This window comes from Fictibacillus arsenicus (assembly GCF_001642935.1).
In the GTDB taxonomy this organism is placed as follows: Bacteria; Bacillota; Bacilli; order Bacillales; family Fictibacillaceae; genus Fictibacillus; species Fictibacillus arsenicus_B.
The window spans coordinates 2968426-2982482 of record NZ_CP016761.1; the positions used below are offsets into that span (position 1 = coordinate 2968426).

General features: G+C 37.2%; 14 protein-coding genes. 5 read left to right on the top strand and 9 right to left on the bottom strand.

Annotated features, from left to right (window positions below; all coding sequences use genetic code 11):
• The first annotated feature begins 466 nt into the window (after positions 1 to 466).
• Positions 467 to 754 carry a hypothetical protein gene (locus tag ABE41_RS15200; protein WP_066292045.1) on the top strand — a complete coding sequence of 96 codons (288 nt, stop codon included), beginning with the start codon at positions 467 to 469 and terminating at the stop codon, positions 752 to 754.
• A gap of 64 nt (positions 755 to 818) precedes the next feature.
• Here ABE41_RS15200 and ABE41_RS15205 read toward each other — a convergent pair whose 3' ends face one another.
• From ABE41_RS15205 to ABE41_RS21550, 3 genes are all read right to left on the bottom strand, one after another.
• Positions 819 to 1268 carry a YndM family protein gene (locus tag ABE41_RS15205; protein ID WP_066292053.1) on the bottom strand — a complete coding sequence of 150 codons (450 nt, stop codon included), beginning with the start codon at positions 1266 to 1268 and terminating at the stop codon, positions 819 to 821.
• A gap of 88 nt (positions 1269 to 1356) precedes the next feature.
• The gene (locus tag ABE41_RS15210) at positions 1357 to 2955 is read right to left on the bottom strand and encodes a sodium:solute symporter family protein (RefSeq protein WP_066292055.1); all 1599 of its coding nucleotides are present in this window, start codon (positions 2953 to 2955) and stop codon (positions 1357 to 1359) included.
• On the bottom strand, positions 2952 to 3071 hold the full coding sequence (locus ABE41_RS21550) for a symporter small accessory protein (protein WP_347400180.1): 120 nt from the start codon (positions 3069 to 3071) through the stop codon (positions 2952 to 2954). Before ABE41_RS21550 ends, ABE41_RS15210 begins: the two co-directional genes overlap by 4 nt.
• Positions 3072 to 3344: 273 nt before the next feature.
• On the opposite strand from ABE41_RS21550, the gene ABE41_RS15215 reads away from it, so the two are divergent.
• A complete protein-coding gene (locus ABE41_RS15215; protein WP_066292057.1) occupies positions 3345 to 4061 on the top strand; it encodes a hypothetical protein in 717 nt (238 codons plus the stop codon).
• Between the two features lie 24 nt (positions 4062 to 4085).
• On the opposite strand, the gene ABE41_RS15220 is transcribed toward ABE41_RS15215, so the two are convergent.
• Positions 4086 to 4514, bottom strand: a complete 429-nt coding sequence (locus ABE41_RS15220) for a hypothetical protein (protein WP_156774285.1) — start codon at positions 4512 to 4514, stop codon at positions 4086 to 4088.
• A gap of 161 nt (positions 4515 to 4675) precedes the next feature.
• Here ABE41_RS15220 and ABE41_RS15225 point away from each other — a divergent pair, with 161 nt between their 5' ends.
• Together ABE41_RS15225 and ABE41_RS15230 are read left to right on the top strand one after the other, a co-directional pair.
• A complete protein-coding gene (locus tag ABE41_RS15225; protein WP_156774354.1) occupies positions 4676 to 5989 on the top strand; it encodes an alkaline phosphatase family protein in 1314 nt (437 codons plus the stop codon).
• A gap of 50 nt (positions 5990 to 6039) precedes the next feature.
• Positions 6040 to 7311: an MFS transporter gene (locus tag ABE41_RS15230; protein ID WP_066292065.1), complete on the top strand. Its 1272-nt coding sequence runs from the start codon at positions 6040 to 6042 to the stop codon at positions 7309 to 7311.
• Positions 7312 to 7379: 68 nt separating this feature from the next.
• Here the strand turns inward: ABE41_RS15230 and ABE41_RS15235 are convergent, their stop codons facing one another.
• From ABE41_RS15235 to ABE41_RS15255, 5 genes are all read right to left on the bottom strand, one after another.
• Positions 7380 to 9515, bottom strand: a complete 2136-nt coding sequence (locus ABE41_RS15235; protein WP_066292066.1) for a YhgE/Pip domain-containing protein — start codon at positions 9513 to 9515, stop codon at positions 7380 to 7382.
• A 225-nt stretch (positions 9516 to 9740) separates the two neighbouring features.
• A complete protein-coding gene (locus ABE41_RS15240; protein ID WP_066292072.1) occupies positions 9741 to 10076 on the bottom strand; it encodes a spore coat protein in 336 nt (111 codons plus the stop codon).
• Between the two features lie 17 nt (positions 10077 to 10093).
• The gene (locus ABE41_RS15245; protein ID WP_172827364.1) at positions 10094 to 10384 is read right to left on the bottom strand and encodes a hypothetical protein; all 291 of its coding nucleotides are present in this window, start codon (positions 10382 to 10384) and stop codon (positions 10094 to 10096) included.
• Between the two features lie 121 nt (positions 10385 to 10505).
• Entirely contained in the window at positions 10506 to 11642 is a 1137-nt protein-coding gene (locus ABE41_RS15250; protein ID WP_253805357.1) for a M14 family zinc carboxypeptidase, read from the bottom strand.
• Positions 11643 to 12120: 478 nt separating this feature from the next.
• Positions 12121 to 13164 (bottom strand): CapA family protein, encoded by a 1044-nt coding sequence (locus ABE41_RS15255; protein WP_083207826.1) that lies wholly within the window; start codon positions 13162 to 13164, stop codon positions 12121 to 12123.
• 229 nt (positions 13165 to 13393) lie between these two features.
• Between ABE41_RS15255 and ABE41_RS15260 the strand changes: the two genes are divergently transcribed.
• Positions 13394 to 13753, top strand: coding sequence for a DUF4383 domain-containing protein (locus tag ABE41_RS15260; protein WP_066292077.1), 360 nt, complete (start codon positions 13394 to 13396; stop codon positions 13751 to 13753).
• Positions 13754 to 14057: the final 304 nt, after the last annotated feature.

A 14057-nucleotide genomic window follows, 5' to 3' on the forward strand; every position in this document is an offset into this window, starting at 1 on the left:
CTTTTAAAAGATAAAGCTAATCCTTATTGATCAGGATTAGCTTTTCATCTACTATTTTTGAGATTGAAGGAGATGAAATCGTGGACAAGCTAAAGGAATACATGAGAACTCAATAAAAAAATTAGTGCACAAATTGGTGCACAGACGTATTTTATTCTATTGGTTTAAATTGTTTTATTTTTATTTCGAATTTCTAAAAAACCTTATTTAATAAGACTTATTTAATTTTATTAAATCTGAATTAACTCAGTTTTAACTCTGAATTTCCTCTGGCAGCCAAAAGGTCAGCGGTTCGATCCCGCTAGTCTCCACCATAAATTAATTAAAAAATCCCTTTGAATCAAGTTAATTCAAGGGGATTTTTTAATTTGATAGTCTATTGACTCTTCCAAAAACAGTTGTAAAACATACTATATTAGAATGAAGCTAATGCTTCATGAATTTGGTTAGGAAGGGTGATTTTCATATGCGAATCCAACAACCAATCGTTAAAGATAATATTTCAATTGCGAAAGATATTTTAAACGGAAATAATAACCTTACAACAGTCGAAATTATTAACTCTACTATTAAGCAAAGTACAATTATCACACCGATTACCATTCACATTAACAGCGTAACTGATACGATCGCAGGAGAGCAACAAGGTGGTCCAATAGGAGGCAGCACCATTGCGTCAGGTACTAATGGTGTCTGGGTAAGAAAAATGTCTTCACCTGCTGCTCTTACAAACAATAGAAAATTAAGAATATGACAAAAAAGCAAAATACCATGAGACTCTCATGGTATTTTTAGTACGAGCTGTCCAAACAGACGTATTATTTTTTCTTTTTATCTCTCGGATCTTGCTCCTCGGCAAACTCCGTCGCATACCTTAGACTTGGCTGTCTAAATCTTCTATGCTGGCGCTTCACCTTTTTTCGTTCCGGCATATTTTTTAACAAGTACTGATGAACGAAAACTTCTCCTGCTGTTATAATGCCCGCAGAAATAATACTTCCCCACGCAATTTGAAGGTACCCGTTTAAAAGGATAGAACCAAAAATCCATACAATCATATAGATTAAAATAAATTCCGCCATTAGAGTGTTCTTTTTACCAAGTCTCGGTAAAAGAATCCTATCAGCAAGAATATAAGATACAGCTGTAGCAGTTACGGCGAATGAAATGATATCACTGATTGATGCATCAAAGAATAAATCCAATGCAATCCAAAAAGCGATCAAAGAGACGATAAATTTGATTAAAATACCTTTAACTTGTTCCAATGAAAAGACCTCCTTATTCTGCTCTTAGTTTGCAACAAAACAAGAAGGTTCATACTTAAGCAAATTGAATCACTTTGTAAGGAATTTTTTATTCAGAAACAGCAGGTGTTATTTCTGTATTGTCTCTTTGTTTATTTAAGTTTGCGCTTTTATCCATTAAAGTTACGGCAATGAATACAACTGTTGAAAGAGGCAGAGCATAAAATAATGGATCAACATGTGTCCATGGGAATGGCAATAGCGTAGCTTTACCAAAAAGAGCCTGCGAAAGACCAATGGCTGCTGCTTCTTTTAAATGGAAAAATAAAAATCCGATAATACTCGCCGTAAACCCTGTGATCATGCTAGCTGTTGCGGCTGCTTTTGTTGCTCTTTTCCAGTAAAGCGCTCCGATCAGAGCTGGTAAAAAGCCAGCAGCACAAATTCCAAACCAAAACGCTGTCGCTTGTGCAATAATACCTGCAGGAAGAAGATAAGCAAGAATTACTGCTGCTATTACACCAATTAAAACCCCGATTCTTGAAGGACTTAGCTTTGAGCCGAATAAAGTGTTAACACCAAGTGTCTTCAAAATATCCTGTCCAAAAGCTGTAGCTTGTACATGTATCAATGAACTGATTGTTGAGATCGTTGCAGAAAGAAGAGTTAACGTAAATAAATAGATGAACCAATCTGGCATAAGCTGATTAATAAAAATCGGAATAATTAAGTCAACATTTCCTTTTGCAACACTTAATGATATTTCCCCAGTACTATTATAAAAATAAAGATTGCTTAAGGGGCCGATTACAAATGCAGCACCTGTCATGAAGAAGATAAAAATACCCCCGACAAGAACAGAACGATACAACGCCCGGTCGTCCTTTACCGTCATACATCTCATTGCTAGCTGCGGCTGGGCCAAAACACCGACACCGACTCCCATTATGATCGTACTGACAATTGTCCACCAAAGCGGTGAACCAAGCTCAGGCATGCTTGTCCAGCCTTGATGGCCTTGGTCAACAAGTGCCTGCGGTACAAGATCTTTCATCGCACTTAAGCCGCTATGTCCATCTACAATTCCGCCAACAGCTTGATATGTAACAAACAAGAAAATGGCCATTCCAATAAGCATGATGACAGCACCAAAAGCATCGGTATACATAACAGCTTTGATGCCTCCAGTGATAACATAAATAGCGATGATGGCAGCAAGAATAATTAGTGCAAGGTTAAAGTTCATGGACATCGATTCTTGCAGGAACCTTCCCCCGCCGATCAGAACGATACTTGTATAGGCTGGCATTAAAACAAAAATCATGAGACCTGAAAATACTGTGATGAATTTCGAATCGTATCTTTTACCTAAAAGTGTAGGAAAAGTCGTTGCATTCAAATTTAAAGAAAGCTTTCTAATTCTCGTTCCGAAAATCGCAAATGCTACAAAAATTCCTAAAACGATATTTAAAAAAGCAAGCCATAGCAAGCTGAATCCGTGTGCGGCAGAAACTCCCCCAAATCCTACAATAGCGGAAGTACTGATAAATGTAGCACCATAAGAAAGTGCCATAATCGAAGGATGAATATTTCGCCCGCCAACTAAATAGTCAGCTTCTGTTACTGTTTTTTTGTAACCATAATAAGCCAGCCAGGACATGATGCCCATATAAACGATAAGGACTGGAATCAAGATCGCAAAATTCATTTTGAATCTTCGCCTCCTTTATTCCACATTACTGCTCCAAAAACAGCACATCCTACAGCAGAAACCACCGTTGCAATCCAAACAAAAGTTATTACTCCGTCTTCCATTCCAAGCAAACCAATCTCCTCCTAGAATTTCATTTTGCAAACTTGGTGTCATTAAATAAACCCAATTGTTAACGCTTTCATTTTTTAGTGTATTTATTCCCCCTTACATTTTTAGTCATGAAATGTCATAATTTTTAGATTTCTTCTTTCGCATAAAATAACCCTTTTAATTTATTCAACATTCAACCTATGTAATATTAGTGAAATAATTTCGTAATAATTGAAACCAAACAGAAGGTATTATCGTCTAATAAGTAACTAGCTTTTAAGGGGGATTTAAAAATGAAGAAAAGAAATCGTACGGTTATTTTTACAGTTTCAGCACTGCTTACAGTCGGTGTGTTTACTTATAATGATCTTGAAAGCAAAGCCAAGGCAACTTCTGATCTAATCATAAAAGATAATAATGAAATACATACATCTGATCGTTCAGCTGAATTAAATTCGAATGAACTTGTTCAAAATCCCTATAAACAAAAAACAATGGATGAAGAAAAAGTTCCAGTAGTTGACGGTGTTAACAAAAAAGCATCACCTAATGTTGAACAGTCAATTGTTGAACGAAGCCAAGCTGAAGATAAGAAGCCCGTTAAATGCGGTACCGGGACAACAACTAAAGAAAAAGAAACTAAAACTGTTAACCCTGAAACAAGAGTGATAGATGGTTATACGTTTGTAAATATCACGGATTCAGCAGAAGAAAATTTGGCTGATTTGATTGAAGTAGCAAAAAAGCATAATGCTGCGTTATACGCGATTGAATATAGTGACTCATTTGCGATGTATTCCAATGATACAGGTGAACCTCTTATCATGTTCAGCACAGGTTCCAGATCTGTTTCGGTTGAGCATGCAGCCATTCTCTATGACATGCATCCCTCAATTAAAGAGCAGATTAAATCTGTAGTAGAGACTGGCAAGGAAACAATTGTTGAACTTGGTGAATTCGAGAGCTACCATATTTCGAAAACAGACGGAAGAATTTATCTTTCATTTTAATCAATGCAAAAAAAAGTCCTCCATTTAGAGGGCTTTTTTATTTTTCTTTTTTATTTCTTTTAGGGCCACAACTTTTAAAGCAAGCAGTTCTTTTTCAGTAAATTTTTCTAATAGCTTTTCATAAACAGCTACCTTCTCTTCTTCACTTAATCCGCCGCTAACCTGTTCTCTCGTTCTAGCTAATTCAGTTACCGTATACTTCTCAGAAATCAGCTTTACTGCTTCTTTTCTCGTGGTAAACGGGAGGTTTTTCGAATTCGTTTCCCCTGTTTCTATGTATTTTCTGATCTCAGGATCCTCAAGAAGCTTGTTTATCTCTTCTTCATTAGAGGATAATTCTCTTGAGATCTCGCTCATCGCTTTTTCAGAGGCATAGTCCATTACAAATAAATAACTGATTACACCTGTTGCTATAAAAAACATGAATACAACTCCAAGCAACCACTTAACCATTTAATCACCAACTCATTTTAGATAATTTATTCATAACACACCTTCAAAATTTTGGAAAGTAATGATTAAGATTTTTAAAGTTTTCTTTAGTCTTACATTCAGTTTGTTTCTATTATGCTATTATTTACCATAAGAGCAGATTAACATTGAAGCTGGAGGTCATTATGTCGCGTCTTACTGATCATTTAATCGTAATCTCTTTTGATTGCCTATCTTCGCTGGATTTTCCTATGCTCCAGGAACTTCCGCATTTTAAAGAACTTTTACAAAGAGGATCTTACTGCAATCAAGTTCAAACAATCTATCCTTCTGTTACTTATCCATGCCATACAACGATTGTGACGGGAAATTATCCAAAACGTCATGGAATCGTTAATAATACGCTTCTTCAGCCTGGTAGATTATCTCCAGACTGGTATTGGCATCGCAAACATGTGAAAGGCACAACTTTATATGATGAAGCTAAAAAAGCTGGTATGACGACAGCAGCATTATTATGGCCAGTTACAGCAAGAGCAAACATCGATTACAATATGCCTGAAATATTTGCAAACCGTTCGTGGCATCATCAGGTACCTGTTTCTCTTTCAAATGGAAGTATACGCTATCAATTGGATTTAAACAGACGTTTTGGACATCTTCGGAAAGGACTTAATCAGCCTGAACTGGATGATTTCGTATTAGAGTCAACGGTGTATACGATTAAAACGAAAAAACCAGAACTGATGCTCGTTCATTTTGTAGATTTGGATTCACAGCGTCATTACCATGGCTTTGCTTCAAAAGAGGCGATGGCTGCCGTCGAGAGACATGATGTTCGTCTTGGACGCATCATTCAAGCACTTAAAGAAAGTGGTATATATGAAAATTCTACGATCGTCGCTCTAGGAGATCATAGTGCACTTGATGAATCAAAAGCGATTAAGCTCAACGTATTATTCAAAGAAAAAGGTTTGATAGATGTAAATGAACATGGAAAAGTGAAAAGCTGGAAAGCCTATTGCAAGAGTTGTGATGGGTCCGCATATATTTACTTAAATGAGCCATCAGATCATCAAACAAAGGAGGTAGTGGAAGAGCTTTTGAAGAATCTAGTATTAAATCAAACAAACGGTATAGAAAAAGTCATCAGCCAGCATGAAGCAGCAGCAATGGGAGCAGATGAAAACTGTGCTTTTATGGTAGAGGCAAGAAGAGGCTTTTACATCAAGGAACAAATAGATGGAGAATTTATCGATTCTATTACCGAAAGAGATGTAAGAGCGAAACGCTATACACTCGCTTCGCACGGCTATTCACCTGAAAAAAAAGATTATACAACGCTTATCATTGCAGCAGGGAAAGGAATTCGTCCTAATGTGGTGGTGCCTTCCATGCATCTTGTCGATGAAGGACCAACTTTTGCTAGACTTCTTGGTCTTGATTTAGGCAGCACAGACGGTTCCGTTGTGGAAGATTTAATCTATGATTCTTAAAAGACAGCTTATTAACCTAGTAAAAAATCGTTAAAGAGAGGATAAACCAAATGAAACGGTTTACGAAAGAAGAGAATAGCTGGATGTTCTATGATTGGGCTAATTCCGCATACTCCATCATTATTACAACAGCAGTGTTTCCTCTATTCTATAAGGCGGCGGCCATGAAAGCCGGTGTGAGTGCTTCTGATTCAACAGCCTATCTCGGCTATACGATTGCCGTTGCCACTTTTATTCTGGCGATGCTTAGCCCGATATTAGGCACGATTGCAGATTATAAGGGACTTAAGAAACGTTTTTTTACCTTCTTTTTTATTCTTGGATTGATCTCTACCGCAACGCTCGCTTTTATACCAAGTGATCAATGGCTCTTATTATTGATTTTTTATACATTAACCGCGATTGGCTCCAGCGGGTCAAACGTCTTCTACGACGCATTTATTACGGATGTAACAACTGAAGATAGAATGAACAGAGTATCGTCAAGAGGTTTTGGTTTAGGTTATATCGGAAGTACGATTCCCTTTATTATCAGTATCGCTATAATCATTCTAGCTCAAAATGAGGTACTTCCGTTTTCAACAACGATTGCAAGTAAGATTGCATTTCTTATAACAGCTGTATGGTGGGGCGTATTTACCATTCCAATGCTGAAAAATGTGTATCAGCGTTACGGAATTGAGCGAGAGCCAAAACCGATTGCTAACAGCTTTAAGCGTTTAGGAAATACGTTAAAAGAAATCCGAAAATATCGTGCATTGTTTTTATTCTTGCTTGCTTATTTCTTTTACATCGACGGTGTAGGAACAATTATTACGATGTCCACTGCGTATGGTTCAGATTTAGGCATCACTTCTACTAACCTGTTAATTATTCTGTTTGCCACTCAGGTTGTAGCAGCGCCGTTTGCCATTCTTTATGGTAGATTAGCAGAGAGATTCACAGGAAAAACGATGCTGTACGTAGGTATTTGTGTTTATATTATTGTCTGTATTTATGCTTACTTTTTAAAAACGACGCTCGACTTTTGGATATTAGCGATGCTAGTCGCAACTTCACAGGGGGGCATTCAGGCTTTAAGCCGTGCTTACTTTGCTAAGCTGGTACCGAAGAAAAATGCTAATGAATTTTTCGGCTTCTATAATATTTTTGGTAAGTTCGCCTCCATCATGGGTCCTTTGCTAGTTGCCATTACAGCTCAAGTTACCGGGAACTCAGCAAGCGCTGTATTCAGCCTGGTCATTCTTTTCATTATTGGGATTACCATACTATTTTTTGTCCCTGAACCTAAAGTTGATTCTTCTCATACGATTAGTGCTTGATAGTAAAATAAATACAAAAGACAGACCTTCTGGTTCTTCCTTAGGCCTGTCTTTTATTTTTCATTATATTACGCAGTTACTTCTCTGTTTTGCTCATATACTCTGTCCTTCTTAAAGTTGAACACTACAAAAGCTAAGAGGGCAAACACCATGAGGAATGTCAGCAGTATACCCATGTTGGACAATGCAGCACCAAAATCATTTAACGTAATGACTGATTTAAATCCTGCAATGGAATATGTGAAAGGCATAAATTCACTCAGGTTTCTCAAGTTCTCTGGCAGCATTTCTATCGGCAGGTTAGCTCCTGTTATGGAAAGCTGCATGATTACTAGTCCTAGCGCAATAAAACGGCCTACGTTCCCGCCAAAAGCAGCCAAGAAAAGAACAATTGCAGAAAAGGCGACGCTTGCAACAATAGCGAACACTATTAATCCGCCAGGGTTGCTTACGTTCACTTTTAATACGAATAGCACGACAATCAAAAGCAAGATCGCTTGTACAATCGCAAGTGAAGCCAGCTTTAAGAACTTTACCGCAAACCAGTTAAAACTTGAAACGAATGACGGTCTTTTAAAATCAATAAATAAAGACATGATCAAGATGCCAACAAATAATCCGAGTGTAAGAACATATGGTGCTGTTGAATCACGATAGTGCTCATATTCATTTACTGATTTACTTTTCAGCTGAACGGGAGAAGCAAACATATTAACGTTATCCTTCTCTGTATTCAAACCGCCTGTCTTCTCAGCACCTGATTTAAGACCGGTTGATAGTTTTTCACTTCCCGCATTAATTTTCCCTGCACCATCATTCAGTTTAGTTGCTCCTTGAGAAAGCTTTTTCCAGCCTTCGTCTACCTTAGCATTTCCATCTGAAATCTGACCAGCTCCAGAATCTAATTTTGTTACACCAGTGATTAATTCATTCCAGCCTTTATCAACTTTAGCGTTGCCGTCTGCAATCTGTGCAGCACCAGCTTCGAGTTTTCCGGCACCTTGATCAAGTTTTGTCTGTCCAGTCACAAGCTGATTAAGACCGTCATTTAAAGCGACAGTTCCTGGCGCAATTTTGTAAGCGATTCCATCAGCGACCGAAACAGCTCCTTCATTCAAAGCGACGGATTTAGTGGATAAATTATCTAATCCACTAGAAATCTCTTTTGCTCCATCAATAATTTGCTGATAATAAGGTCCAACATTTACTGTTGGATTTGCTTTCTTATATTCTTCCAATCCAGCGACCAATCTTTGAGCTCCAGCTGCAAGTTTGGCTGAACCGTCCTTTAATCTTCCCGTACCATCGGCGACCTTTCTGCTCCCTGGTACTAAACGTTCTGCAACACCATTCTTAAGCTCCTCACTTCCTTGTTCAGCCTTTTGAAGTCCTGCAAGAATCTGAGAAGAACCATCCTTTAAGCTGACTGTTCCTTCGTGCAGCTGCTGAGAACCATCAGCCAGCTTATTAATATCACCAGATTTTTCGTTCAATTTATTTAATAAAAGTCCTGTTCCGTTTTTCAGTTCCTTCGTACCGTTAGCCAGTTTCGTGATATCTGGCTGCTTGGAAGTTACTGAAGTTAAGAGTTCATTTGTACCTTTATGCAGCTGGCTTGTCCCGTTTGCGAGCTGTGAAGAACCATCTGCAGCTTTCCCAAACCCTTCAGAGACTTCTCCTAAACTGGCAAACATGTTTGTCACATACTTTTGTGTAATCGTATCAGCCAGTTTTTCACGCATTCTTTGTGTAGCTGTTTCAGTAACTTTTGAGGCCAAAAAGTTAAGCCCTTCATTCTGTATATATTCTAATTCAAGCTTTTTGGGATTTGGATCTAAGACAGTTGTGACTCTCTGTGAAAAATCCTCTGGAATAATGATAGCCATGTAATAATCATTCTTTAGAAGTCCTTTCATGGCATCAGTTGAATTTACAAATTTCCAGCCTAAATCCTTCCCATCTTTCATATTGGCTACGAGATCATCCCCAACATTGATCGCCTGATCACCATTGAAAGCACCTTTATCATTATTGACTACTGCAACTGGCAAGTTAGAAAGATTGTCATACGGTCCCCAGGTAGCTGATAAAAGTATTCCGCCATATACTACAGGAACAAGCAAAGCTGCAATAACAGAAAAAAGAATGGCCTTATTTGCAGCGAGTTTGCCGAATTCTGCGGAAAGCAACTTAAAAGTATTCATTTAGAATCCCTCCAAATGTATGTAAGACTTCAAAAAATGAATGGCGACTCATTCATTTAATTATCATAATATTCAAATAACGAGTGGAAATCTAGTCTATCTTTAAAAACACATATTCTTTACTAGTTATCCCTACACAAAAAGTAGTACTTTAATATATTAAAAAATAGGTCCTAGTATATAAAAAAGGATGACCTTTTTAGATCATCCTACTGCTTAACTATTTTATTGTGCTGGCCCCTGATGTGGAAACTGATTCATATAATTTGAAAATTGCTGATAAGTTTGCTGCATTTTTTGTGAATCCGCTGCCTCAAGTGCATACCAGCCCTTTTTAAACATCATGTTGTAAAGTTCTCTTTGCATATTTTGCGTCTCATTAAAAACGGCAAGCAAGTCTTGATAAAGAGCTTCATGGCTTGCTTCATTTAAAGCTACAGAATAAGAATCTGTCATATACTTTTCATAAGACAAAATATCATTAATGAAATCCCGGTCATTCATCTCTGGCGTTTTAGGTACCGCCGATTCTGGATTTTGAATTTTATTAGGCTCATTCATTCTTTTTTTACCCCTTTCTAGTTTTGTAAATTAGCTTGTGTCTGATTCATAGCTGATTGTTGAGATGAGATATGCCCTATAATTCGTTTATAGTGGCTTTCATGCATTTGACAGGCTTTTTCTAGTGTTGCTTTAACTTCTGGATCCTGACATTGAGTTGCCATAAAATGTGCTTTCTTCATTCCAAGCAGATTCCATGAAAGCATGTCTCTGACATAATTAAGATCTTTTCCTGTTATTACTTGTGGCGGGTTTTGAAATACTGGCTGCTGCTGATTTTGCATCTGATTTTGATTTTGTTGCGGCATAAAGAATAGCCTCCTTCATATTTTTTCCATATTATCTTTCCTTACTCTTTGGGGTTTATTCATTTTTTCTTTTGCTGATATAAAAAAACAAGCAGCAAATCACTGCTTGTTTTAATCTTTTTTACTTTAAGATCCATTTAGGTCCAAGAATAGTTTGTATGCGATAAAAATTTCCAAATGACGCATTCACTTTATATGTTCCAGGATATAGACTCGCCGCTGCCATTTTATGTTTTGTATTGGGACGATCATGCAGTGGTACTTTTTGAGTCAAGGTTATTGTTTTGGTCAGAGGTGTTATTCGGTTTTCCCACCTCTTATCTCCTTCAATCGCCATGTAAAGTCCTGCTTTTTTATTTCTGTTCCATTCTTCTGAAAAAATGGAGATCGGCGGATTTGTTTCTCCTGCATATGGTGCAAGTTCAAAAGTAAAACCAGGACGTTTGAATGTTTGAATGAACCAGTCTTTATATCCGCCTCCACTGGATAAATTCGTATCAGGAGGAATGAGCCTGTACCCTGTCATTCCAGATAGCGTAGTTCCTAGTGTCTTATCCCCCTCATAGGTGTTGGAGCCATAGTTAAAATGATAATATAAAATTCTTCCTGCTGTATGATAAGAATTTGTTAGTTCTGGGTCGACTAAGTATGTAAGAGCAGCAACTGCTTTTGCTTCAGTCGTCTGAAGTGGTGCTTTTCCTTTATAGTCTTTATAATAGGGTGCTTTAGCGTTATTATCGATTTCTTCCCATCGGGCTGGATACTGGCGATTTAGGTCTATTCCTTGTGCATTGGATTTCCATCTTTTAAAATCTTTGCTTCCGCCGTTCATTTTTATAAGGTTCGCATGTGCTGCAGATGGAAAAGCGGACAATCCTTTTTGCTGGAGAGTCACCCCATCTGGATTTGTCATGGGGATAAACCATATAGACGTATTATTCAGTACGTGTGCAACATTGTATCCGTCTATCGTTCCATTTACTACATATTTTCCACTGTATTGATCGATCATCTCCATCACGATATTCGTTGTGATCCATTCTCGGGCATGATGTGAGGCATTATAAAGCACAGTCGCATCACCTCTGCCAAGCTTTACTGCCCATATGTCTCTTCCATATGGTGTTTTCCCTAGAGAACGGTATTGGACTAGTCCCGGATATTTTTGCGCGAGAGTTTTAATGTTACTCGTCATCGTTTCATATGTATATGTTTGATTCGGATTTACATAGCTTGCCGCTTGAGTTTTATCGCTCATAGCTGATATCCCCACTAACATTAAAGTAAAAAATAATATAAGTCCCTTTTTCACCGCTGCATCTCCTTCCAAAAATTTTAATTATTTGAATATATTAAAATTATATAGAGGAGAAGAGATTTCTGCGCATGAGTATAGTAGTCTTTAATATTTCATTTTGTTTACTTAATCTAAGACAAATTTCATGTATATTTGGTAATCATCAACAAAAATATGAGAAACTCTGAAGTCTCTCATTATACATAAATATTTTATTTAAGCTCTTTTCTAACAGATTGTTGCTACAGAGAAATTTTTAATTCTTCATTGTATAGTTAATTGGAGCGGAAGGGCGAGACACCAGCAGGATGAGTGGGACAGGTGAGACCATTCAATGACGCAAAGCGACGAATGGGCTCACCGCACACCCTGCGGAAAGCGAGTCCAAAGAGCGGAAATTAGCCTCTTTCAATAACGACAAAGATTACGAAAACAGCCTTTATTTAAAATCATACCCCGTTAATTTTATTTGATAGGAAAGCTCTTCTAATTTAGCCAGTATGCGTTTTTCCTCGTCTGGATCAAGTTTTATTATCGTGTCATTTTTAATGAAATAAGGTTTAAACTGCATGCCTATTTTTCCATTAATAATATTAATTTTCAATAATCCCGTTTCTGCACTATTCCCCTTTACATAATCCGGAAATAAAAAGTTTCCTAAAGAATAAGCAATAGGCTTTCCTTTGTAATATTGAAAACCTTGCAGAACATGAGGGTGAGAACCAACAATAGCATCTGCCCCAGCATCTATCATGGTTCGTGCATAGTTAACTTGATAGGGTTCCGGATGCTTGCTTCTTTCTTTCCCCCAATGCATGTAAACCATTAAGTAATCGCACAATTTACTCTCTCGGCTGACGATCTCTTCCAAGAGATCTAAGTTGTATCCATTAGCCAGCCCAGGACTGCTTTCACCTGCTCCCCATGATGTACTCGGCAGTACCCTCGAAAACGCTAGAAACCTGAATTTCTTTCCTTTGATCACAACTTCTTTTGAATTGTATGCTTCTTTCGTGTCGTTTCCTGCTCCTATGTAAGACAAGCCATAAGTTTTAATATAATGCATTGTATCTAGCAGCCCTTCTGCCTCGTAATCCATCGTGTGGTTGTTAGCAAGGGAGATAAGGTCAAACCCAGCATTTTTCAAACCCTGAAGAGCTATAGGATCTGACTTAAAGTTATATTCTTTTGAGAAAACCCCAGTATGGTTAGTAACTGCTGTTTCAAGGTTTACAACAGCATAATCGCTTGCTTCAATTTCTTCTTTCACATAACGGAAAGGATAATCCGGTCCCTTTGTTTTAACGGTGTCCTTTATTGACCAGTCCATCATTGTATCACCGGCAAACACAATGGATATTTCGGGATCTGTATGTTTATAAATCGCCTCTTTCCAGAAACTTCGAAATTGATCTGCTTCAAAAATAGACGTACTCGAAAGTAAGATCGTTGTAGAAAGTACTAAGTTTTGCAGTACGTTCATATTTTCATCCCCCTGCACCCTCTTTGCTTGGAGATTATACATTTTTAAATGTAAGAAATCTGTCGGATTGGATTAAAAAATAACTCCAATTTTGTCGCATGCGAAATAACTGGAATAAAAAAAGAAAATAGTTATATATTTAATTAACAAATGTTATACAACATGTTTACAAAATGAGAAAATGTGGAATAAATGTTTGTAATCATATTAAAAATTTGGAGGTATTAGGATGGCTAGTAAATTTGTAAAGGTTTTAGGAATCGTTTTTCTTATTCTTGGTGTTATAGGATTTGTGTTTCCAATGGAAGGATTATTCCATCTAACTCCTATTCATAACGTGATTCATATCGTTTCTGGTATTGTTGCGTTGTTTATAAGTTCAAGTGAAGCAAAAAGTATTCTTTATGCGAAAATATTTGGAATCGTGTATCTGCTTGTAGCCATATTAGGATTATTCACTCATGAATTTGCAGGAATTATGTTTATGATCGCAACAAACATTCTGCATTTTGCAATCGCATTTTCATCTTTATATGTTGGGTTTAAATCTAATGCAACTGCAACGGCTGGACATACAGCATCCAGATAAGTATTTTGTTTATGAAAAAAGAGCAATCCCCTTTTTTGGGGAATGCTCTTTTTTTCTTTATATGTCAAATAGCAAATTCAGCGTTTCTTTTTGCCATTTTCAAATTCCTCTTCAAAGAAAAAAGTACTAGGATGTTCACTAACTTTATAACAATATTTCTTCATATGTTTAACATACTGAAATTTTGAGATGGTGACGCATTCACCTGTTTTTAAAACAGTTACCGTATCTCCTTGATTAAAAATGTTCCCTGATCCTTTCAAGTGAGCACTTCCCTTCCTCTCTATTTTACCACAAATCATGA

Bases quoted from the DNA above. Each gene is read 5' to 3' on its own strand.
- ABE41_RS15200 (WP_066292045.1), top strand. From the start codon at position 467: ATGCGAATCCAACAACCAATCGTTAAAGATAATATTTCAATTGCGAAA.
- ABE41_RS15210 (WP_066292055.1), bottom strand. From the start codon at position 2,955: ATGAATTTTGCGATCTTGATTCCAGTCCTTATCGTTTATATGGGCATC.
- ABE41_RS15215 (WP_066292057.1), top strand. From the start codon at position 3,345: ATGAAGAAAAGAAATCGTACGGTTATTTTTACAGTTTCAGCACTGCTT.
- ABE41_RS15220 (WP_156774285.1), bottom strand. From the start codon at position 4,514: ATGGTTAAGTGGTTGCTTGGAGTTGTATTCATGTTTTTTATAGCAACA.
- ABE41_RS15230 (WP_066292065.1), top strand. From the start codon at position 6,040: ATGAAACGGTTTACGAAAGAAGAGAATAGCTGGATGTTCTATGATTGG.
- ABE41_RS15235 (WP_066292066.1), bottom strand. From the start codon at position 9,515: ATGAATACTTTTAAGTTGCTTTCCGCAGAATTCGGCAAACTCGCTGCA.
- ABE41_RS15240 (WP_066292072.1), bottom strand. From the start codon at position 10,076: ATGAATGAGCCTAATAAAATTCAAAATCCAGAATCGGCGGTACCTAAA.
- ABE41_RS15245 (WP_172827364.1), bottom strand. From the start codon at position 10,384: ATGCCGCAACAAAATCAAAATCAGATGCAAAATCAGCAGCAGCCAGTA.
- ABE41_RS15250 (WP_253805357.1), bottom strand. From the start codon at position 11,642: ATGAGCGATAAAACTCAAGCGGCAAGCTATGTAAATCCGAATCAAACA.
- ABE41_RS15255 (WP_083207826.1), bottom strand. From the start codon at position 13,164: ATGAACGTACTGCAAAACTTAGTACTTTCTACAACGATCTTACTTTCG.
- ABE41_RS15260 (WP_066292077.1), top strand. From the start codon at position 13,394: ATGGCTAGTAAATTTGTAAAGGTTTTAGGAATCGTTTTTCTTATTCTT.